The 20,788-nt window shown below is 64.2% G+C and carries 17 protein-coding genes and 1 tRNA gene; 9 read left to right on the top strand and 9 right to left on the bottom strand.

Going from position 1 to position 20,788, the window contains the following annotated elements; all coding sequences use genetic code 11:
- Positions 1-6: 6 nt before the first annotated feature.
- Positions 7-1,068, top strand: a complete 1,062-nt coding sequence (locus ACQZF9_RS14880) for a PilT/PilU family type 4a pilus ATPase (protein WP_428309745.1) — start codon at positions 7-9, stop codon at positions 1,066-1,068.
- Positions 1,069-1,105: 37 nt separating this feature from the next.
- Here the strand turns inward: ACQZF9_RS14880 and ACQZF9_RS14875 are convergent, their stop codons facing one another.
- The gene (locus ACQZF9_RS14875; protein WP_428309744.1) at positions 1,106-1,774 is read right to left on the bottom strand and encodes a lysophospholipid acyltransferase family protein; all 669 of its coding nucleotides are present in this window, start codon (positions 1,772-1,774) and stop codon (positions 1,106-1,108) included.
- Positions 1,775-2,019: 245 nt separating this feature from the next.
- Between ACQZF9_RS14875 and ACQZF9_RS14870 the strand changes: the two genes are divergently transcribed.
- From ACQZF9_RS14870 to ACQZF9_RS14855, 4 genes are all read left to right on the top strand, one after another.
- Positions 2,020-3,399 (top strand): DUF1254 domain-containing protein, encoded by a 1,380-nt coding sequence (locus ACQZF9_RS14870; protein WP_428309743.1) that lies wholly within the window; start codon positions 2,020-2,022, stop codon positions 3,397-3,399.
- 147 nt (positions 3,400-3,546) lie between these two features.
- The gene (gene rplM, locus ACQZF9_RS14865) at positions 3,547-3,984 is read left to right on the top strand and encodes a 50S ribosomal protein L13 (protein ID WP_428309742.1); all 438 of its coding nucleotides are present in this window, start codon (positions 3,547-3,549) and stop codon (positions 3,982-3,984) included.
- A gap of 14 nt (positions 3,985-3,998) precedes the next feature.
- Positions 3,999-4,394: a 30S ribosomal protein S9 gene (rpsI, locus tag ACQZF9_RS14860; protein ID WP_428309741.1), complete on the top strand. Its 396-nt coding sequence runs from the start codon at positions 3,999-4,001 to the stop codon at positions 4,392-4,394.
- Between the two features lie 108 nt (positions 4,395-4,502).
- A tRNA-Gln gene (locus tag ACQZF9_RS14855) sits at positions 4,503-4,576 on the top strand.
- An 81-nt stretch (positions 4,577-4,657) separates the two neighbouring features.
- On the opposite strand, the gene ACQZF9_RS14850 is transcribed toward ACQZF9_RS14855, so the two are convergent.
- From ACQZF9_RS14850 to ACQZF9_RS14820, 7 genes are all read right to left on the bottom strand, one after another.
- A complete protein-coding gene (locus ACQZF9_RS14850) occupies positions 4,658-4,804 on the bottom strand; it encodes an FAD-dependent oxidoreductase (protein WP_428309740.1) in 147 nt (48 codons plus the stop codon).
- A 102-nt stretch (positions 4,805-4,906) separates the two neighbouring features.
- A complete protein-coding gene (locus ACQZF9_RS14845) occupies positions 4,907-5,104 on the bottom strand; it encodes a hypothetical protein (protein ID WP_428309739.1) in 198 nt (65 codons plus the stop codon).
- Positions 5,101-7,392, bottom strand: a complete 2,292-nt coding sequence (locus tag ACQZF9_RS14840; protein WP_428309738.1) for a TonB-dependent receptor — start codon at positions 7,390-7,392, stop codon at positions 5,101-5,103. The genes ACQZF9_RS14845 and ACQZF9_RS14840 overlap by 4 nt, the downstream gene beginning before the upstream one ends.
- Positions 7,393-7,797: 405 nt before the next feature.
- Positions 7,798-9,168 carry a protoporphyrinogen/coproporphyrinogen oxidase gene (locus ACQZF9_RS14835; RefSeq protein WP_428309737.1) on the bottom strand — a complete coding sequence of 457 codons (1,371 nt, stop codon included), beginning with the start codon at positions 9,166-9,168 and terminating at the stop codon, positions 7,798-7,800.
- Positions 9,169-9,171: 3 nt separating this feature from the next.
- The gene (locus ACQZF9_RS14830; RefSeq protein WP_428309736.1) at positions 9,172-10,182 is read right to left on the bottom strand and encodes a DUF7064 domain-containing protein; all 1,011 of its coding nucleotides are present in this window, start codon (positions 10,180-10,182) and stop codon (positions 9,172-9,174) included.
- A gap of 10 nt (positions 10,183-10,192) precedes the next feature.
- Positions 10,193-11,080 (bottom strand): hypothetical protein, encoded by an 888-nt coding sequence (locus tag ACQZF9_RS14825; RefSeq protein WP_428309735.1) that lies wholly within the window; start codon positions 11,078-11,080, stop codon positions 10,193-10,195.
- Positions 11,070-12,308, bottom strand: coding sequence for a phosphotransferase family protein (locus ACQZF9_RS14820; RefSeq protein WP_428309734.1), 1,239 nt, complete (start codon positions 12,306-12,308; stop codon positions 11,070-11,072). The genes ACQZF9_RS14825 and ACQZF9_RS14820 overlap by 11 nt, the downstream gene beginning before the upstream one ends.
- Before the next feature lie 227 nt (positions 12,309-12,535).
- On the opposite strand from ACQZF9_RS14820, the gene ACQZF9_RS14815 reads away from it, so the two are divergent.
- The 4 genes from ACQZF9_RS14815 (at position 12,536) to ACQZF9_RS14800 (ending at position 16,955) form a co-directional block, all read left to right on the top strand.
- On the top strand, positions 12,536-13,528 hold the full coding sequence (locus tag ACQZF9_RS14815; RefSeq protein WP_428309733.1) for a helix-turn-helix domain-containing protein: 993 nt from the start codon (positions 12,536-12,538) through the stop codon (positions 13,526-13,528).
- 138 nt (positions 13,529-13,666) lie between these two features.
- Complete coding sequence (locus tag ACQZF9_RS14810; RefSeq protein WP_428309732.1) at positions 13,667-15,244, top strand: cation:proton antiporter; 1,578 nt, start codon at positions 13,667-13,669, stop codon at positions 15,242-15,244.
- A 185-nt stretch (positions 15,245-15,429) separates the two neighbouring features.
- A complete protein-coding gene (locus ACQZF9_RS14805) occupies positions 15,430-16,746 on the top strand; it encodes a PQQ-dependent sugar dehydrogenase (protein ID WP_428309731.1) in 1,317 nt (438 codons plus the stop codon).
- Positions 16,747-16,793: 47 nt separating this feature from the next.
- Entirely contained in the window at positions 16,794-16,955 is a 162-nt protein-coding gene (locus tag ACQZF9_RS14800) for a hypothetical protein (protein WP_428309730.1), read from the top strand.
- 11 nt (positions 16,956-16,966) lie between these two features.
- On the opposite strand, the gene ACQZF9_RS14795 is transcribed toward ACQZF9_RS14800, so the two are convergent.
- Positions 16,967-20,632 carry a protein kinase domain-containing protein gene (locus ACQZF9_RS14795; protein WP_428309729.1) on the bottom strand — a complete coding sequence of 1,222 codons (3,666 nt, stop codon included), beginning with the start codon at positions 20,630-20,632 and terminating at the stop codon, positions 16,967-16,969.
- Positions 20,633-20,788 lie beyond the last annotated feature (156 nt).

Below are 20,788 nucleotides of genomic sequence, written 5' to 3'. Positions count from 1 at the left end.
CGCGACATGATCAAGCTGCTGCCGTATCTGAAACTCGCCGCGGATAAGAACGGCTCCGACCTGTTCTTCACGGCCGGCGCGCCGCCGATGCTGAAAATCGACGGCGACATGCTCGCCATCGGCAAGACCGTGCTGACCGACGAGTTCCTGCGCGAGCTCATTCACAGCGTGCTGACGCCGGAGCAGCAGGCAGCGCTGGTACGCGAGCTGGAGCTGGATCTGGCACTGCCGGCGAGCGGCATCGGCCGCTTCCGCGCGAATATCTTTTACCAGCGCGGTGCGATCAGCATGGTGCTGCGCTACGTGCGCAGCGACGTGCCGCAGCTCGACGCGCTGGATCTGCCCGAGGTGCTGAAGTCTCTGGTGATGCACAAGCGCGGCCTGATCCTGCTGGTCGGCGCCGCTGGCTCCGGCAAGAGCACCACGCTGGCCGCCATGCTCAACCATCGCAACGAAAACGCCAGCGGCCACATCCTGACGATCGAGGACCCGATCGAGTTCGTGCACGCCAATCGACGCTCGATCGTCAATCAGCGCGAAGTGGGGCAGGACACGCACAGTTACGAGCGCGCGCTGATCAGCGCGATGCGCGAGGCGCCCGACGTGGTGCTGATCGGCGAAGTGCGCACGCGCGACACGATGGACGCCTGCGTGCAGCTGGCCAATACCGGCCATCTGGCGCTGTCGTCGCTGCATGCGAACAACGCTTCGCAGGCGCTGCAGCGCATCGTCAACCTGTATCCGCAGGAGCGGCGCGACCAGCTGTATCTGGATCTGTCGCTGAGCTTGCGCGCGATCGTTTCGCAGCGCCTGGTACGTCGCAAGGACGGCAAGCGCTGCGCGGCGGTCGAGGTGCTGGTCAATACGCCGTTCGTGCAGGAGCTGATCCTGAACCGGCGCATCGACGAAATCGCGCAGGCGATGGATCAGTCGGCTAGCGGCGGCGCGCAGACTTTCGACCAGTCGCTGCACCAGCTTTGGAAGCGCGGCCTGATCGAGCTCGACGAGGCGCTGGACAACGCCGACTCGCGTTCCAACCTGGAAGCGCGGATCAACTTCGGCGGTTGAGCCTTACGTCATTTCCGCTTTTGCGGAAATGACGGCATCAGCTTGTCGTCGCCAGCTTGCCGATGCGCCGCGCCGCTTTCGCGCTCAGCCCCAGCGCCGTCAAGGCATCGGCGATCGCTGCCTGATAGCGCGGAAAGTCGCTGAACTGCGCATCGGCCGGCACATGGATCGGGATGCCGTAGACGATGTCGATACGCGTGAACGGCTTCGGCAGACGAAACGCATCCCAGCTCGGAAAAGACCAGTAGCGTCGCGGCAAGCTCAGGTAGGGCACCACCGGAACATCGGCGAGCCGCGCCATTTCGACGATGCCGGGCTTGACCTCGAACGCCGGGCCGCTGGGGCCGTCGACGGTGACCGCGCCGGGCAGGCCGCGGCGCAGGCATTCGATCATCTGGTCCTTGGCGAGCTTGCCGCCCTTGTCGCGGCCGTCCTTCTTGCGCGAGCTGCCGCGCAGTACCTCGTGGCCGAGCCTGCGACACAGGAAGCTCACCGGATCGCCATCGCGCGAGCGCGACACCATCACGCAGTGGCGAGCGCGCTGCGCGAGGATGCCGGCGAACAGGTTCTGATGCCAGATCGCCAGCACGTAGCCGCCGGACACGGCCTTGGCATTTGCCAGTGGCGGCTGCGCACTACGGAAGCGATAGGTGGATGCGAGCGCACGCACCAGCAGGTAAGCGGCAAAGAACAGGATCGTTTTCATCGACAAGCAGGCGTCCAGACGCAGCGACCCGAAGGGGTCTCCGCAGAAAGAACATGGACGGCGCGCGATGCGGTGAGACGCGGGCTGGAAAGGCGAGGGTGTCGCGTCGGCCCCTGGGGACCGACGCGACAGCTTAACCGCAATTGCGTTGCGGAACGCTTGCCTTGGGTAAGCCCGGCTACACCTTTTGTTCAGCTGCTGCCGTGCAAGCTGCGCCCGTCTCCACCTTCGTTAGAGCTGCCAACATGGGCTACCTGATCTCGCGGCGCCTGGCGCCGCTGCTGTTCTCCGCCGTGCTGCTGGCCGGCTGCGGTGGGGGTTCGGATGACGATGCCGACGATGGCGACGACACGCCGCCCGCGCCGAGTTACCAGCAGAACGCCGACCAGGCCTACACCTACCTGCTGCCGTTGTACGAGATGTCGGCAACGCGCAAGGCCGCGCTCGACAGCATGGTCCAGAGTCCGAACCAGTTTCTGCACGTGTCGACGCTGGCCGATGCGAACTCGAAAGCGGTGACCACGCCCAATGCCGATACGCTGTATTCATCGGCGTTTCTTCTGCTCGCCGACGGCCCGGTGCAGATCGATATTCCGGACAGCGGCGATCGCTACTTCTCGCTGTCGCTGCTGGACTTCTATACCAACAACGTCGCGGTGCGCGGCACGCGCGTCGACGGCGGCGCGGCCAAGTCGTTCTGGGTGGTCGGGCCGCAGTGGGCCGGCACTGCGCCGGCCGGCGTCGAGGTGATCCGTTCGCCGACCAACTCGGCCTGGGCGCTGGGCCGTACCTACGTCCGCGATCAGGCCGATCTCGACGCCGCGGTGGCGGTGCAGAGACAGCTGACCGCGACCGCCACGGCCTCGGCGACATCGACGCCGGCCTCGCTGGGCACGGCGACGCCGGCCGCCACCGACTGGGAGGCGTTTTTCGCCTACGCCGACCAGCTGATCGTCGAAAACCCGGTGTCGGCGGGCAGCGCCGCCGACGCCCTGACGGCGCTCGGTCTTGGCAGTGGCACGTTCAACGCCGCGGCGCTGAGCAGCACGCAGAAAACCGATCTGGAGGCGGGCGCCAGCGCCGCGTATCAGCGCGCGACCGCGGCGGCGCAGGGCGGCACGGTGGTGCAGGGCTGGGTCTATCCGCAGAGTGATCTGGGCAATTTCGGCGAGGACTATGCGTATCGCGCCGGTGTCGCCATCGGCGGCCTCGGCGCCTTGCCGGTGCAGGAGGCGCTGTACATCAACGGCGCCGGCGATGCGGCGACGCCGCAGCGCTACGACGGCACGCACAACTACAGCCTGACGTTCCCGGCGGGTGCGCTGCCGCCCAATGGCGCGTTCTGGTCGGTGACCTTGTACGAGCCGGACGCCGACGGCAGCCTGTTCTTCTACGACAATCCACAGGACCGGTATGCCATCGGCGGCAACTCACCGGGCCTGCGTTACGGCAGCGACGGCTCGCTGACGCTGCAGATCCAGCACGCGGACCCGTCCAGCGGCGAGGTCAATCCGAACTGGTTGCCGACGCCGTCCGGGCCGTTCGCGCTGATCCTGCGGGTGTATCTGCCGGGCAGCGCGCTGGTCGACGGCAGCTACCGCGTGCCGGCCGTGCAGCCGCAATAGCCCGGGCGGCCGCTTGCGTTCCGGGGGCGCGATCCCTACAATTCGCGCCCTCACGAGGTTTGCCAGGTTGTACCGACGGCTCGTTGTTCCGCGGCTGGCAAACTGAACTATAACGACCCACATGCGTGGGCTAGCTGGATGACATTGATGAAAACCTTCATGGCGAAGGGCGAGACCGTCAAGCGCGACTGGTACATCGTCGACGCGGACGGCAAGACGCTCGGCCGACTGGCCACCGAAATCGCCCGCCGCCTGCGCGGCAAGCACAAGCCCGAATTCACCCCGCACGTCGACACCGGCGATTACATCGTCGTGATCAACGCGTCGAAGTTGGCCTTCACCGGCAACAAGATGAACGGCATGGACGGCAAGATCTACTGGCGCCACACGATGCACCCGGGCGGCATCAAGCAGACGGCCCTGTCTGACATGATGGCCAAGCATCCGGAGCGCGTGCTCGAGAAGGCGGTCAAGGGCATGCTGCCCAAGGGCCCGCTGGGCTACGCCAACTATCGCAAGCTCAAGGTGTACGCCGGTGCCGAGCACCCGCACACCGCGCAGCAGCCGCTGCCGCTCAACATCTAATCGGTCTTCGATCAATGGCTACGACTCAACAGAATTACGGCACCGGCCGTCGCAAGACCGCCGCCGCTCGCGTCTTCATCAAGCCGGGCAAGGGCGACCTGACCGTCAACGGCAAGACGCTGGAGCAGTACTTCGGCCGCGAAACCAGCCGCATGCTGGTGCGTCAGCCGCTGGAACTGGTCGACGCGGTCACCCGCTTCGACATCTACATCACCGTGGTCGGCGGCGGCCCGTCCGGCCAGGCCGGCGCGATCCGTCACGGCATCACCCGTGCGCTGATCCAGTACGACGAAACGCTGCGCAAGACGCTGCGTGACGCCGGCCTGGTGACTCGCGACGCGCGTGAGGTCGAGCGTAAGAAAGTCGGTCTGCACAAGGCCCGCCGCGCTCCGCAGTACTCCAAGCGCTAACGCGCTTCGCCCTCCAGGCGCTTCGCTTCTTGACGAGGCGAAGCACTTGGAGGGAGTTTTTCGAAGCGTTAGACTGCGGTTCTGGTCTGGTGCTTCACTGATCTCTGTTGGGGGATCGTCTAATGGTAGGACAACAGTCTCTGACACTGTTTATCTAGGTTCGAGTCCTAGTCCCCCAACCACCATCCATTCCGAGTGGTTCCTAATTGTTCGGAAAGCTTCACTTAACCCCGCGAATATGCGGGGTTTTTTGTGTTGATGTCCTAACGGCGCTTGTCGCGGATCATGGCGAGCACGAGGCGGCCCGGAACCCCTGATCGGCGAACCCGGCTTTCGCTGCGATCGACCAGGAAGCCGTCGCGAGGCGTCGTGCGCATCCAGCCGCCCACACGATCACCGGCTTCGAACATGAGCATCCGCACGCAACTACTCTAGGCGAAACACGACTGCGAGGCCCGATGGACCTCCGCCGACGACGTTGACGTCGGCAGAATCTCGTGGGCCCTCCGCCATCAGAACGTCCAGCCCACGCGCAGGCCGTACTGCCGCGGGTAGACGAGGGTGACCGCGCCGCCGAAATCGGTCTGGAATTGCGCCTCGTGATACCTCTTGTCGGTGAGATTGGTAATGAAGGCGGTCAGGCGCACATTCCAGGGCAGGTAGAGGTAGCTCGCGCGCGTATCCACCAGCGTGTACGCGTTTTCCTTCACGAACGGCGTGTTCTGCGCGTTCCAGTAAAGCCCGAGTTGTAAGTCGCATCCATCGCCAGTTCAAGCTCGCCATTATCACCGGCTCCGATGGTCTGCACGAAGCCGATCGATGAGGTCACCTTGGCGGTTCGTGGAATCCGGTTGCCGCTGAAGTCTAGATTGCCGGCCGACAAATAGAGTGTGTTGGGGTTGTAGCCGTGGCCGTTGGTGAACTTGGTGAAGCGCGCATCGCAATAGGTGAAGTTGCCGGTCAGCACCAAGCCTGGATCAATGTTCATCAGCGGTGTCCAGGTGCCTTCGAACTCCACGCCCTTGGTGCGCGCCTTCTGTGCGTTCTCCAGCACGATCGCGCCGCCGGTGAGGATCGATACGTAGAGCACCTGTGGGCTCTGGATGTCGGTGTAGAACAATGCCGAATTCAGTCGCAGGCCCAGCGACGGGAATTCGCTCTTGACGCCGACTTCGTAGCTGGTGACTGCCTGCGGCACCACGTAGCTCGGCTGCGTGTCGAGGTTGACCGTGTTGAACGTACCGCCCTTGAAAGCCTTGCTCCAGCCCGCGTAATACAGCACGCCGTCGGTCTGCGCACTCAGCGTGGCCTTGGGCGAGAAATTCTTGTTGGTCTTGGTCTGTTCGTTGAACTGCAGGAGCGTCTGGTCGCGTCCCGTGGGCAGCAGCACCGTAGAGCGAGAGCCGTAGACCTTGCGCTTTTCGCTCTGGTATCGCGCACCCAGGGTGAGGCTGAAGATATCCGTAATGAACCATGTGCCCTGGCCGAAGCCCGATACCGAAGTGGTATCCAGCAGACCATAAAGCGGCACCGGCACACCGCCGGTCCCGCTGCTCAGCGCGCCGGTGCTGTCGAGTTGCGCGATGAACTGCTGCAGACTTGGCGGAATCGTCAGTCCCGGCACCAACGCGCCGGTGCTGAGCGCGCCAAGCAGATTGGACGCTACTGACAGCGTCACCGGCTGATAGCCGCCGGTCTCGTCAAAATAGAATGCGCCCGCCACCCATTTGAACGACTCGTGGCCCCAGCTCGTGCCGTTGGAGGTAAATGCCAGCTCCGCGCTTTTGGCCATATCCACCTGGTTGGCCTGGGCCGACACCAGCGGCTGGGGCGAGCCGTCGTAATCGAAGGATTGACGGTCGGCCTTGACGTGCTGGTCGCTCAGCGTGAGCTTGGTGTCGAAGGGTTCGGCGCGATAGTTCGCCGAGCCGTAAATCAGCTTTTGGTGGCCGCCGCCATCGGCGGGGAAATCCTGCTCGGACGTGTAATTATCTTCTTGCGGCGTGATCAGCAGCGCCTGCGCCAGCGGGCTCGGATGCGTATTCTTTTGGATCGTGCTGCCCGCGCCGACGAAGTAGGAACCCAGGTAGTTGAGGTTGATGTCGAGGCCATCGAGTGGCTGGAGCGTCACCTCGAAGCGACCGGAATAATCGCGGTTGCGCGGAACCTTGTAGTAGAGGTTGGTGTAGGCGTTGTCGCTGGCGCCGACGTTGACATCGGCGGCGACGCCGAGCCAGTCGGTCACCGGGCCGGCGGCGAAAGCCTTGGAACGAAAGCCACGAAAATCGGAAACTTCCTGCGACACCGATCCTTCCCATCGATTGCCCGGCTGCTTGCTGTAGGCGCTGATGGCGCCGCCGACCGCGTTGCGGCCGAACAATGTTCCCTGCGGACCCTTGAGCACTTCAACGCGCTGAATGCCGCCAAAGGCCAGCGCCATGCCCTGGCCTGACAGCAGGTATACGCCGTCCAGATAGGTGACCACCGCCGGATCGACCGCGGGAACGAAGGCGTCACTGCCGATACCGCGAATATATGGGAACAGATAGCCTAATTGCGACGTGAACTGCAGGCCTGGGGTCACCTTGCCCAGGCTCTTTGTGTCAGCCACACCGCGAGCTTCCAGGGCATCTCCAGAAAAGGCGGAAACCGACAGCGGCACTTCCTGCAGGTTGGCCTCGCGGCGCTCTGACGTGACGATGACTTCTTCTACTGCACGGTTCACGATGGTCCGCCCCGTCACTGTAGATGCGTCGTCTACCGTGCCTTGCTCCGATGGGGGGACAACTGGCACCGTTGCAAGTCCGGTTGCGTCGGAAGTCTCGCTTAGCGGCGCTGATATTCCGGCCGAGACAGTTGATGGGTCGCTTGACGCAGCAGCCAGGCCAGACGAGCCTGTTTCCGACTGAATGGTTGGCTCCTGTGACAATACAGGGTGGCTGGCGGCAGCAAGGTTAGCCCCAATACAAAATGCAGCCAGATTCTTCATTGCGCTCATCAGTTATGTCTCCCATTTTCTGGTTTTATCGTTGATGGACTCGGATTGTCTTTAGCCGTTACCACCAATTTTTCTATCAACGACTTTCGTGATCGCCGACGGGGCTCGGAGGCGTCACGTCTCACGTGCTGAGCCCTTGGATTTCCAACCGGTGCCGCGCCGGTCATTTCTGCTTGATCGGGCTTGTGAATCTCTGTGGGGCTCTATCGAGTACCCAGCCGCCGCGATTGCCTTGTCCTGTGCACGCGCGTTGATGCTTCGGGTAGCGAACACAAACAAAGCACCTACTTTCTCGACCCTAGCCATTCGTACGCTCCGCGCGGTGCAATTGATGCTGCCAACGCTGTTTGCGAAGCATCGATCGTCTAGCTCGTCCAAATCAGGATCGGGCGAATCGTCGATGAGCTAAGCGGCCAACGCTGGCTGTATGTTGCCTTCGGTACGCATACGCGCTATCAGGAGCTTTGCTGCATTTTCTCCGCTTACCACCGCCGTGTTGACCGAACTAAATGGAGCGTAATCACCGGCAAGTTGTACCCGGGCCGTGGGATTGATCGAGCGGTAGTGACGGCTCATAGCGGCGAAGATTCCGGGTTTCACAAGCAGCGCGCAGTTTGCCCATCGCTGCACCACGATCTCCTCGGCACTGGAGCCCAGGTCGCCGAGATAGGGTTTCAGCTTGCCGAGGACTTCGTCGATAACATTCTTGTCTGGTGTGTCGTAGCGCTGGTCGCACCATTCGGCGCGAAGGAAAACACTGACCATTCCCTTGCCGGGCGGTGCCCGATCTGGCGACTTGAGATGATCTAGAAAGATGGTCGTCACGTCTGTGCACTCGCGCTTGGGAACCATGATGTACAGCGCCGGAATCGTTGGTCTTCTAGACAAACCGAAGTGGACATTGACGCTGCGCGAGTATTGCGTTGCTTTGAAGTACTCTCGTTGGTCGGAAATCATCTGCGGGAAAATCGGCAGAGCCTGCTTCGGTGGCACGGCTATGACGCAGGATTCGAATCGCTCGCTGCGCTCGCCGTCGGCCGTCTGGTAAGTAAGCTCGACACCGCCGGGACGTTCATCCACCGACAACACCGGGGAATTGAATTTCACCTCGATACCGTCAAGCAATCTCAGCGACAGCGAGTTCATGCCGCCTTTGAGGGAGTACATGTGCGGCGTGAAATTTTTAGCGGTCCAGAAAAACTGGATGACGGAGGCCTGCTCGCCTGGTGCCAGCCAGGCGCCACGCGTGAGCGTATCCGCCAAGTAGTCGTAGAGCTCGTCGTTCAGGGCGCGACGTGAATACTGTTCGACCGTTTCGACGTCATATGGAACCAGCGCGTCCACTTGCTCATAGTTGAGATGCTGGCCAAGACGCGCGACATCGCGGACCACTCGGGCCAGCCGCAACTTGGCACGCAGCGAAAACAGATCGCTGAACAGAAAGCTGCGGATGGGATGCTTCATGTCGAGATAGCGCAGTACGCCGTCCCGCGGAATTGCGCCCATCGGCCTCAGCGTCAGGAATTGGTCCGCCATGCCGATTTCGCGAGCGACATCACGGGTTTTGGTATAGCTACCGAGAAGACCAACCGCCCCGGTATCAAAAATGAACCCGCCTTGTCGTAGCGTGCGGGTACGGCCCCCAGCTTCTTCACCCGCCTCAAAGACCACCGGCATACACCCGGCGGCTTTCAATCGGTAGGCCGCCATGGCGCCCCCGACACCGGCGCCCACCACGGCCACGCGAGCTGATCGTTGTGTCTGTTCGATATTCACGACTCATCCGTCCGTGGTGTGGTTGAGGTAGTCATTCCAGTACGCTTCCTGACAATCACCGTTGGTCACTCGGCCTCCGCACTCCCAGCGCATCAGGCAAACCATGAAAATCATGTTCGACCAGACCTGCCACGGGCAGGCAGCCAGCAGGGAGCCGCGAATAGTGAGCGTGCGGTTATGTTCATCGGTAAACTCGAGCTCGACGGCGCGGGGTAGCTTGGTTCCCGTCTCACGCTCAACTCGCTTGCGCGCTGTGGTGATACGCGAGACCACACCGTCACGCCGCACCCATCCGCCGTTGAAGGTCTTGTCGCGCGGCAACTCGAAACGGCCCTTGAGTTCCGCGTTCTCCGCGTGCTGATCAAGAACGTTGCAGTTGAAGGCGAAGTCATCGCCGAATACGCCCGTCATCCAGGAAACCGGCGGCAGCGGCATGTTGTCCTCGGGGCGAGCCTTGCCCCAGGACCGGTCACGCACATTGAAGCAGTCAACCTCGTAGCGATTACCGCGCAATATAAGATCGCCGCGGACACGCATTGGCTGCTCGAAATGCTTGCCGTCGCCGAACATCACTGGCGGTGCCAGCGCCTCGTATGTGAGATCGACCGAGTTCTTACGGAAATCGTCGCGATAGCTCATGTGCAGCTTTTGGAGTGGTTGCACTACGCGTACGCCGTAGCCATTGTCGAGGCGGTACTCGTGCAGATCGTTGGCCAGGGCACGATCACTCATGAAGGTGCGCACATCGCATAGTTCGGCAGCCGGCATGTAGCGCTTGATGCCCTGCCAGACGTAGAGACCACCGGTGACCACTTTCAGATTCGGGTGATGCCAGAGGTAGCACAGTGCGTGAATGCGCTCTTCCGGAACGCTGAAGCCGAGATACTGCGTTTCCGTGGCCGAATCGGCAGTGATCCCGGCGTTGATCTGCGGATGCAGCAACTCGTCTCGCGGCTCGATCTGTGAAAACCCAAGGTTCTGCGCGATGTAGAAAGGCTTCTCGGAGTTCGACACGGATCGTTCCTCAATGCAGACTCAATTCGACGTGCTTCACCTTCTGCGCTTGCTGCGGCTGCAGAGTGTCAGCAGTCCTGGAATCCGCTTTGAACTTACCGCTGTCTGCAACCGAGAGCGCGTGTGCGAGGGCAGAGTCTGTTGGGATGACTTTCGCCAGACCGTGCAGAACCAGCAGCGCAAGTCCGAGGGTGCTCGCGCCGCCCAGTTGGCTGAGCCAGTCCGGTACCGGCGTATTCACCACGATCCAGGAAGGCAGGGAGATGGCTGCGTAGGCAACAGCGTCGCCCATTGGAATCAGTAGCGGGATCAGCAGCTGTCGCCAGCCACGCAACAGTGGCTCGGCCTTCACCAGCAGGCAGACACCAAGCAGTTCGCCCAGTGAGTTGCACGGCACCCACCACAGCGGCAGCTTGTTGATCAAAATCAGCGGCTGATTACCGTAGTAGTAGTAAAGGTCCCAATAGAGCATCAGCTCTTCCATTGCCACGTCCACCAGCATGGGCACCGTAGCCCAGAGCCAGAACTGGCGGGTGGTGACGCCCTTGCGGAACGCCAGGTAGCTGAGCGAGCCGAGCACGCCGAAGTAGAAGGTGTAGCCGGTGACGATAAACCAGGGCATGCCGCGACCCATGAGCGTGAAGGCCGTCACCTGGTTCACCGTGGGATGCCAGACTGCGCCGACGACGTTGACGAAGGGTTCCACGGTGGAGCACAGCGCGCCGCCGATCAGCATCAGCAGGATGATCGGGCGACCGGTCCGGTACCAGTAGTAAAGCCCATATATCAGGGTGCACAGCGCAAGCGACGAGTAGGCGGCCGTCGCCCAGAAATCGGCTGTGACGTTCGCCAGAGCGGCGACCGGCGGCTCGGGCAGATGAAGGGTTTCATTCCACATGGCTGTCTGCCGTGGCTACACCGAGCTCTTTCAGACGCCGCACGACGTCCGAGACCAGCTTGCGCGCCAAGTAGAGCGCAGCGAAGGCGTAGCGCGTCTCGGGTCGATCCGAGCGGGTAAAGCCATGAATGATGGTGATCCCGAATACCGCGTTGCGAACCGCCCCGAACAGACCGTAGTAGGCGCCTGCTTCGGCGCTCCAGGGCGCGCCGCCGGCCGCTTGGTATTCAGCCAGAAACTCCTCCCAGGCCATTACCTGCTCGACTTCCGGGCGGCAATACGCGAGATCTTCGTTCGGATCGCCCAGGTGCCACAGTTCCCAGTCCACCAGGCCACTTACCCTGTCTCCGTCGAGCATGAGATTGCGTAGCGAGGCGTCGCCGTGCACGATCGTCGGCGGTGCCGCTTCAGTTGGAACATGAGTTAGCAGGTAGTCGAACGCGGCATCCAGCGCGAGGCTGGGCTGCTCGCGATAACGATCCAGTTGCCGCTTGAAACTGCTGACCAGGCGCTTCACATGCTCGGGCAGGCGCGCGGCACGAAGCTCCGGTGACAGGTCCAGTTCGGCAACTGGTACTGCGTGTACCTTTGCCAGCACCTTGGCCAACTCTCGAGCAGCCTGCGGGCCCACCGGACCCATCGCTGGGCCGGTGGCGCGGTAGGCCGAGCTTCCTGCCAGGCGCCGCGTGCTCAGCGCGGTGCCGCCGAATGGGAAGGCGGGGTCCGCCCAGAGCGGCTCGGCCACCGGGACGGAATGTCGATGCATCAGTCGCAGGATCGCGAGTTCGTCCGCAGAGGCACTTTCTACGGGGCCGCCGACCTCGTCACAGCGAATCACCAGGGCGTTGTCCAACTGCGGTGCACCCGACAGCCGAAGCAGCAAGGTACGCTTCGAGAAACCGCCCAGTGATGCTTCGATCGAGGAGACCTCGGCGCCCTCGATCCACTTGCCGACATAGAGGCTGAGCGATTCAGCGGTGATGCCGTCCGCGGCGTTGTCCGGCCGGAGCAGCGCATCCTCCCGGGCCTCCTCCGCCTGTAGCGCAGCGACTTCCGCATCCGGACTGGTCAACTGCGCGGACTCCAGTCGTGACGCCACATGCGCCAGAAGACGGCTGGCCATACTGAGGGTGGCCGCCGCTCCGGGGTCCTGAATTGTGGGCGTCACGCGGCTCGTCAGATCCGCCACGCAGGCACGGAGTATTTGACTTTCAAAACGATCGAGCATGGGATGGCGTCTGAAACGATCGAGCCGGTACGGCCGGCGGGCTGGTGCCGACATTGTCGATCGCGTTCGCCGCCTGGGTTTGTCGACGGCTTCGCCTCGTTTTGTCAAAAAACGAAAAAGCGGTTGACAGGAATGGGCCAGCAATTAGATTAGGGTTACTAAACTAATATCAACCAAGCAATCCACGCTCTGCGGAGGTTGCACTGGCCGCGACGGAGGAGACTACCTTGAAGCTCGAAATGCCACGAGACGTTCAGGCCGTACCGGCAGCCGCCATCGATCCGGACACGATCAAGGTTTCGGCTGCCTACGCGCCGGTACTTTGCATGGTCGAGTACGCCATTGCCGAGGCCGAGCAATCCTGGGTGACCGGCTACGAGGGCGTTCAACTGGGAGTCGTCGATGTGTTTCTTTACGAGGGCGTCGGCCTTCATCGCGGCGACCGCAAGCCTCATCATGTTCAAGCGGATCGCCGCGACGACTACCTCGTGACCATTCCGCGGCGCGCGCGCATCGATTTCTGCCAGGCAGAGAAAGCTTATTCCGCGGAACCGGGGTCCTTCGCGTTGCTGTCGACTTCCCGGCCGTTTACGGCGTCGGTATCCAGCCTCAGTCATCACGAGATTTTCTCCGCTTTGCACGTGCGAGTGGCTGGTTCGATTCTGCGGCAACGCATTCCTCATGTTGAAGAGTGCTGCGGTCAGCCGATGCGCCTACGCTCCGGTGCCGGTGTGATGCTGCAACTAATGTGTGAACTCGCGATCGTGGAAGGTCGTGGTCTGTCGGTGTCCGAGGGTCGTCGGTTTGCCGGGATGTTGGTGGACGCTGTGACGAACGCGGCCATGGAAGCTCCGGAAGTGCTTGCGCTACCGGTTCTGTCCTCAAGCTGGGCGCACATTCGCATCGGCCGGCAGGCTAAGGCCTATATCGAGAATCACTTGTCGGACCCCGGGCTGGATACGGAAGCGGTGGCATCGCATTGCCGGGTGTCCAAGCGCTATTTGCAGAGCGTCTTTGCCGACTTCGGTGAAACCGTGAACTCGACCATCCGTGAAATGCGGCTGCAGCGTTGTCGCGAGGCGCTGCGCAGTCCGGCACTGCACAAGCAGACCGTCGGGCAGATCGCTACGCGCTGGGGCTTCACGGATATGCCCCACTTCTGTCGTGCTTACAAATCACGGTTCAACACTTCGCCAAGCCGGGATCGGGAGCTTCATTGATCCACGGGTGGTGACCTGCCGCCGGGTAACACTGTCATAGGGCGAGGCATGGCAGTAAGCGTCGGGTGGCTGCTCCGGACCAACGGGGTTGTGTCGCTCCTACGACTGCGCTTCAGCCAGCGCTGCTACATTCCGCCGATGCTCCTGTTCGAATGGATTCTGGCGCTGCTGCTGGGCGCGGTCGCGCTGGCCGGCCTGGCGCGGCATACCGGGCTGCCGTATCCGGCGCTGCTGGCGCTGGCCGGCGCCGGCGCCGGCTTTCTGCCGGGCGCGCCGTCGATCAGCATCGAGCCCGATCTGGCGCTGACGCTGTTCGTCGCGCCGGTGCTGCTCGACGCCGCGTTCGACACCTCGCCACGAGACCTGCGCCGCAACATCGTGCCGCTGACCTCGCTGGTGCTGGCCGCGACCTTGCTGACCACCGCGGCGGTGGCTTACATCGGCTGGAAGTTCGGCGGCCTGCCGATCGCCGCTGCGATCGCGCTCGGTGCGATCGTCGCGCCGCCGGACGCGGCCGCTGCCACCGCGATCCTGAATCACCTGCGGCCGCCGCGTTCGCTGATGCTGATCCTGCAGGGCGAAGGCCTGCTCAACGACGCCATCGCGCTGCTGATCTACCGGCTCGCCGTGGTGGCGGCGGTCGCCGGCGCGGGCTTCTCGAAGACCGCGCCGCTGATGATGCTCGCCGCGCTGCTCAGCGTGCCGGTCGGTTTCACGCTGGCCAAGGCCTACCTGCGCGTGACGCTTTCGGTGCGCGATCCGGCCAGTGCGACGGTGCTGCAGTTCGTTTCGACGTTCGGCGTGTGGATGCTGGCCGAGCGCTTCGGCCTGTCGGCGATCGTGACCATGGTCGCCTACGCGATGACGCTGGCGCAGAGCGATGTCGGCCGCATGCCGGCGCGCACCCGTGTCAGCTCGTATTCCGTGTGGGAAACCGTGGTGTACGTGCTCAACGTGCTGGCCTTCGTGCTGATGGGCCTGCAGGCGCGGCCGATCCTGATGCGGCTGCCGCACGCCGAACGCAGCGACGCGCTGATCCTCGCCGGCATCGTGCTGCTGACGGTGATCCTGGTACGCGTGCTGTGGGTGATGCTGCATCACGCCGCCACGCGGCTGTGGCCGCGCTTCGGCGGCAAGGAGCCGGCGATCAGCGACCGCCGCTCCAGCCTGCTGATCAGCTGGTGCGGCATGCGCGGCCTGGTGACCCTGGCCGCCGCGTTCGCGCTGCCGGAGAACATCGCCGGTCGCGATCACATCGTGCTCAGCGCGTTCGCAGTGGTGCTCGGCACCCTGGTGTTGCAGGGTTTGAGCCTGAAGCCGCTGATGCGCTTGCTCAAGCTCGATGCCGATCACGGTGCGCGCCACGACATCTCCCACGGCCGCCAGCGCATGTTGCGCGCGGCCATCGACAGCCTCAGGCACGATGACTCCGACGAAGCCGCGGCGTTGCGCACGCAGTACGAAGCCGATGCGGAGATCGCGAAAAGCCTCGATCAGCCGCAGGGCGCATCGCAGTACGATCACCTGCGCATGACGGCCATCACCGCCGCACGCAACACGCTGCGTCAGCTGTGGAAGGATGGCGAAATCGGCGACGACGCCTTCCGCCTGCTGCAGGAAGAACTCGACTGGTCGGAACTCGACGCCGCCCCGGCAGGGCACTTTCAGCCGCTGGCGGTGGAGGGTCTGCATCCGGCCGGACCGAAGCAGGAATGAGATCCCCTCTCCCTCCGGGAGAGGGGCAGGGGTGAGGGACTCGAAGATACGCGCGAAGATCGAACACCCTCATCCGCCGTTGACGCGGCACCTTCTCCCGGAGGGAGAAGGGAGAAAAACAAGCTTCATCTGCGGCTCATCCGCATCTGCACTAATCGCCGCAGCCATCATCGACGAGGTTCCACATGCACACCAAGCTCACTGTCGCCGCGATCGTCGCTGGCATTGCGCTCAGCGCCTGCAGTTCGGCCAGCACGCAAAGCGAGGCCGCTGGCATGGGCGCCGATCCGGCACTGCCGGAGCCGCAGAAATCACTGGTGCCGACGATCAACATCGCGCCGGCCAAGGGCTGGCCGCAGGGCGCCAAGCCGGTGCCGGCCGCCGGCACGCAGGTCGCCGCCTTCGCCGACAAGCTCGACCATCCGCGCTGGCTGTACCTGCTGCCGGACGGCGGCGTGCTCGTCGCGGAAACCAATGCGCCACCCAAGCCCGAAGACAGCAAGGGCCTCAAGGCCAAGGTGGAGAAGCTGGTGATGAAGCGTGCCGGCGCCGGCGTGCCCAGCGCCAACCGCATCAGCTTGCTGCGCGACACCGACGGTGACGGCGTCGCCGATCAGCGCAGCGTCTATCTGAAGGATCTGAATTCGCCGTTCGGCATGGCCGTCGTCGGCGATGCGCTGTTCGTCGCCGACACCGACGCGGTGATGCGTTACGCCTACGTGCCGGGCTCGGCGCAGATCAGCGGCCAGGGCAGCAAGCTGGTCGATCTGCCAGCCGGCCCGCGCAATCATCACTGGACCAAGAACCTGATCGCCAGTGCCGACGGCAGCAAGCTCTACGTCACTGTCGGTTCCAACAGCAACGTCGCCGAGAATGGCTTCGATGCGGAAAAGGAACGTGCGGCAATCTGGGAAGTGGACGTCGCCACCGGCACGCACCGCATTTTCGCCGGCGGCCTGCGCAACCCGAACGGCCTGGCCTGGGAGCCGGACAGCGGCGCGCTGTGGACCGCGGTCAACGAGCGCGACGAACTCGGCAACGACCTGGTGCCGGACTACATCACCTCGGTCAAGGACGGCGGCTTCTATGGCTGGCCCTACAGTTACTACGGTCAGCACGTCGATGAACGAGTGAAGCCGCAGAACCCGGACCTGGTGGCCAAGGCGCTGGTGCCGGACTACGCGCTCGGCTCGCACACCGCCTCGCTGGGTCTCGCCGCCGCGCGCGGCAACAGCCTGCCAGCGGCCTTCGCCAACGGCATGTTCATCGGCCAGCACGGCTCCTGGAACCGAAAGCCGGCCAGCGGCTACAAGGTGATCTTCGTGCCCTTCGCCGGCGGCCAGCCTTCGGGCGCCGCGGTCGACGTGTTGACCGGTTTCCTGAGCAAGGACGGCGACGCCTATGGTCGACCGGTTGGCGTGACGCTGGACAGCAGCGGCGCGCTGCTGGTCGCGGACGATGTAGGCAATGTGATCTGGCGCGTGTCCTCGGCGGCGAAATAGCGCGGCGCTGGGATAAGATCGGCGCTCTTCAAGGAGAGGGGAGCGTCATGGCAACATCGGTAAAGGGACCTGGGCAGCCGCATTTTCCGTGGGCGATCGCGATCGCCGCGTTTCTGATCGGGTTGGTCGTCGGCTATGCCTTGAACGAGTACAAGCACTCCGACGACGAGCGCTCGTTCTCGATCCGCATTCCGTCGGATCGGCGCTAGCGCCTTACGCGCTACTGCGCCTTGCAGTAGCGCGGATCCGGCACCGCCGGCTCGAGCGAGGCGCCGACGGTTTTCCATGGCACACGGCATTTGAGCAGCGCTTCGATTTCAGCAGCGCTGCGTCCTTCGCGTCTCGCATCCCACAGCCGCGCGCGGTTGTCGGTGCCACCGGTCAGGATCTGCGTCCAGTCCGGGCTGAATCGCGCGTAGTTCCATTGCACCGCGCCGGCCTGCGCGGCAAAGCTGTCCAGCAGATCGCCGTTGTCGGCGTCCCAGATGTTGACCACACCGTCTTCACCGGATGACAGCACCAGTGTCGCATCGGCGCTGAATGACGCCGCGAACAGCTGCCCGCTGTGGCCTTCGAGTCGCAGCAGCCGGCCATCGCGCAAACGCCACAGCGCCAGCGATTTGGAGCCGTCGCCGAGCACGATCTGCGCGCCCTTGGAATCGAAGCCGCCGACGGCGAAATAGGTCGATGCCGGAATGCTCGCGTGTTGCAGGATGCGGCCGTCGGCCGCGTCGAGCAGATACGCGTGCTGCGCCATCGACGTGACCAGCAGGCGACGACCATCGCGGCTGAAGGCGACGACGCCGATGCGCGCCTCGGCTTCCGGCGGCAGCGGCGTCGACCAGACGTCTTGCCGGCGTTCGATATTCCACAGCCTGATCACGCCATTGAGGCCGACGGCGAACGCGGCGCCGTCCGGCGACAGCGCCGTGGCGCGGGCTTCGTCACGCTGGAAGCTCGCCAGTTCCTGACCGTTGCCGGCGTCCCACAACTTGGCCAGACCGCCGGCCATCGCGCCGGCGATGACGCGGCCGGTCGCGGCGAATTCGAGCAGGAAGAAACGCCCGCCCATGTCGTGCTGCGTGCGCAGGATCTTGCCCGAGCTGCGATCGAGGATGCGCAGGCTCTGGTTCCAGTCGCCGACCGCGACCCAGCGGTCATTGGGGCTGAACGCGACCGCGCTGACCGGTGAGCCACTGGCTTCGAGCGCCGCGACGCGGCTCCGCTTCTTCGCATCCCAGATCGCACCGCCACCATCGGCGCCACCGGCGAACAGCCAGTGGCCGTCGTGGCTGAAGCTCACCGCCGTGGCGGGCGGATCGTTCTGTGCCGCGGCTGCGGCGCTGATCGGCCCTTGCGTGAATTCCGCCAGCTGTCGCTGCGGCAGATTCCACAGCACCAGCGCGCCGTCGGCGCCGCCGCTGAGCAGGCGGCGATTCGAGGCGTCGAAGGCGAACGTCGCCGGCGCGCCGATGTGGCCGTCCAGTGAATACAGATCCGTGCCGCTGACCGGATCGAGCACCGACAGGCGCCCGCTTTCCAGTCGCGCCAAGACCTGGCCGTCAGGGCGCATTTGCGCCAGATCCTGGCTGTGGCTGCGGAATTTCGCCGAATAGATCAGCGTGCCGCTGCGCGGGTCCCAGATCGCGACGCTGTCGCGGCTCAGCGACATCAGTCGCGATCCGCTGTCGTCCAGTTTGAGATCGCCGATGGCCTGTTGATGGCCGCCGCTCATCAGCAGTTCGCCGCTGAGACGGTCCCAGGCCCGCACCGTTCCCTGATCGCTGCCAGCGGCGACGATGCCACAGCCCGGCGTCGAACTTTGCGCCACGGTGATGCCATGCAGGCCGAGCAGCTCCCGCTGCAGGCGGCCGTCGCGATCGAGGATGCGAAGGCTGCCGTTCGCGGTTCCGGCCAGCAGCAGATCGCTGTCGCGGCAAAACCCGACGCTGGTGAACGCTCCTGCGATACGGGAGGTTTGCTGGCCTTTGCGATCGGCGAGCACGATGGCGCCATCGTGATCGATGAAAGCCACGGTCTGGTCGTCGCTATCGATCGGGGTCGGCGTCGTGCCGTAGTTGCTGACGCCAGGCAGCAGCTGTACGGGAGGCGCCGCCGCGTCGGCCGCGAACAGGCGCAGCCGACGTTCCGGTGCATCGGACTGGCTGCTGGTGGCCCATATCAGGCTGCCTTTCGGGCTGTACTCGGCGCTGAGCTCGAAATTGAAATCAACCTCGGCGGCGAGCCGGGTCTCGAACACCAGGCGTCCGGTGATTCTGTCGTACTCGCGCAGGGAATGATCGCTGCCGACGGCGAAAACGTGCTGCCCGTCGGGGCTGGCCTGCGCGGTCATCAGCGGCGCACCCGTATCGATCCTCCTCTGCTGCGCGTCGACCACGCGCATCGCGCGCGCCAGCATGTAGCGCAGCGCCGGCGTATCGACGCCGAGCTTGTAGGCCTCGTTGAGGTACACCGCTGCACGGGCCTCGTTGTGTGCCAGCAGTTCACGGCGGCCGTTGTCGTAGAGCAGCGCCACTCTTGCACGCAGCGCCTGCTGGTCCAGCGCCTGCTGCTTTTCGCGTTGCTGCCAATGCCACAGCGTGGTCAGCGCGACGGCACCGAAGATGATCGCCAGGCCTGCGATGATGCGCACGCGGCGCGTGTGCAGGCCGTGGCGGCGGGCGAACTTGGCGCTGCGATAGGCCAGGCTGTCGGGCCGTGCGCTGATCGGCTGCTCGGCGAGATAGGCGCGCAGGTCGCCGGCCAGCGCCAGCACGGTGGGATAGCGCTGCTTCGGCGACTTCTTCAGCGCCTTGCCAATGATGGTGTCGAGGTCGCCGCGCAGCGCTTCGCGCAGGCGCCGCGGTGTCGTCGCACGCAGCGCGGCGCTGTCGCCGGCATCGTGCTGCGTCGTCACCGCGGCGCTGGCCGCACGCGGTTCGACGTCGAGGATCACGCGCTCGAGTTCGCGCACGGAGCCGCGGCCGACGTCGCGATAAGGCCGCGCGCCGCTGAGCAGGCCGTAGAGGATCAGGCCCAGCGTATAGACGTCGGTGGCGACGGTGATCGCGGCGCCTTCGATCTGCTCCGGCGCCGCATAGTCCGGCGTCAGCGCGCGGCCGCCGACCTGGGTCAGATCGGATTGTGGCGTCTGCGTCTGCTCGTCCTCGACCAGCTTGGCGATGCCGAAGTCGAGCAGCTTCACCACGCCGTCGTCGGTGACCAGGATGTTCGAGGGCTTGAGGTCGCGGTGCACGACCAGGTGCGCGTGCGCATGCGCAACCGCTTCGCAGACCTGCAGGAACAGCCGCACGCGCGCATGCACGTCGAGGCGATGCTCGTCGCACCACCGGTCGATGCGCTGGCCGGCGATGTATTCCAGCGCCAGATACAGCTGGCCGCCGGGCAGCACACCGGCGTCGAGCAGGCGGCTGACGTTGCCGTGCGTCAGTTGGCCGAGAATGCGGCCTTCGCGCACGAAGCGGTCGCGAGCCGAAGACTGCGCCAGGTGCAGATGCATCAGCTTCAGCGCGACCGGCACCTCGAACAGACCGTCCGCGCGTCGAGCCAGCCAGACTTCGCCCATGCCGCCTTCGCCGAGCGGGCGTTCGAGCCGGTACTGGCCGATCAGCTCGCCAGCCTGCAGTGCGGATTCGGAGGGCAGGCCGATACTCGAACGATCGGCTATTTCGGTCGCCATGAAGGCGCCGCCTTCGGCCTGCCGGTGGGATTTCAGCAGCGTCTGCACCTGCGGATACAGCTCGGGATGCGAGCGTTGCAGCGCATCGAGTTCGCCGCGCTGCGCCGCCGGTTCCAGCGACAGTAGGCGCTCGAACTCTGCCAAAGCCGCGCGCCAGTTCGGTGTGGGTCCGTCAGTGTGGCTCATGGCGGCGCCGGGATCGTGGAGTGCACGGTCGGCATTCTGGCGCGGGCGGGGATGAACTTGCCAGCCTCACCTGTAGGAGCGGGCTTGCCCGCGACTGTGCCCGCGACTATGCCTGTGATGGCCCTGGTCGCGGGCAAGCCCGCTCCTACAGAGGAT

It is taken from the genome of Hydrocarboniphaga sp. (assembly GCF_965279055.1).
Classification (GTDB): domain Bacteria; phylum Pseudomonadota; class Gammaproteobacteria; order Nevskiales; family Nevskiaceae; genus Hydrocarboniphaga.
Note: the sequence above shows the minus strand (reverse complement) of the source record. Positions and strands in the feature narration are given on the sequence as shown.

What these genes read in the sequence shown, in the direction of transcription:
- ACQZF9_RS14850 (WP_428309740.1), bottom strand. Translation starts at nt 4,804, where the DNA reads ATGTTCGAAGCCGGTGATCGTGTGGGCGGCTGGATGCGCACGACGCCT.
- rpsI (WP_428309741.1), top strand. Translation starts at nt 3,999, where the DNA reads ATGGCTACGACTCAACAGAATTACGGCACCGGCCGTCGCAAGACCGCC.
- ACQZF9_RS14805 (WP_428309731.1), top strand. Translation starts at nt 15,430, where the DNA reads ATGCACACCAAGCTCACTGTCGCCGCGATCGTCGCTGGCATTGCGCTC.
- ACQZF9_RS14795 (WP_428309729.1), bottom strand. Translation starts at nt 20,632, where the DNA reads ATGAGCCACACTGACGGACCCACACCGAACTGGCGCGCGGCTTTGGCA.
- rplM (WP_428309742.1), top strand. Translation starts at nt 3,547, where the DNA reads ATGAAAACCTTCATGGCGAAGGGCGAGACCGTCAAGCGCGACTGGTAC.
- ACQZF9_RS14875 (WP_428309744.1), bottom strand. Translation starts at nt 1,774, where the DNA reads ATGAAAACGATCCTGTTCTTTGCCGCTTACCTGCTGGTGCGTGCGCTC.
- ACQZF9_RS14810 (WP_428309732.1), top strand. Translation starts at nt 13,667, where the DNA reads ATGCTCCTGTTCGAATGGATTCTGGCGCTGCTGCTGGGCGCGGTCGCG.
- ACQZF9_RS14870 (WP_428309743.1), top strand. Translation starts at nt 2,020, where the DNA reads ATGGGCTACCTGATCTCGCGGCGCCTGGCGCCGCTGCTGTTCTCCGCC.
- ACQZF9_RS14840 (WP_428309738.1), bottom strand. Translation starts at nt 7,392, where the DNA reads ATGAGCGCAATGAAGAATCTGGCTGCATTTTGTATTGGGGCTAACCTT.
- ACQZF9_RS14825 (WP_428309735.1), bottom strand. Translation starts at nt 11,080, where the DNA reads ATGTGGAATGAAACCCTTCATCTGCCCGAGCCGCCGGTCGCCGCTCTG.
- ACQZF9_RS14800 (WP_428309730.1), top strand. Translation starts at nt 16,794, where the DNA reads ATGGCAACATCGGTAAAGGGACCTGGGCAGCCGCATTTTCCGTGGGCG.
- ACQZF9_RS14880 (WP_428309745.1), top strand. Translation starts at nt 7, where the DNA reads ATGATCAAGCTGCTGCCGTATCTGAAACTCGCCGCGGATAAGAACGGC.
- ACQZF9_RS14820 (WP_428309734.1), bottom strand. Translation starts at nt 12,308, where the DNA reads ATGCTCGATCGTTTTGAAAGTCAAATACTCCGTGCCTGCGTGGCGGAT.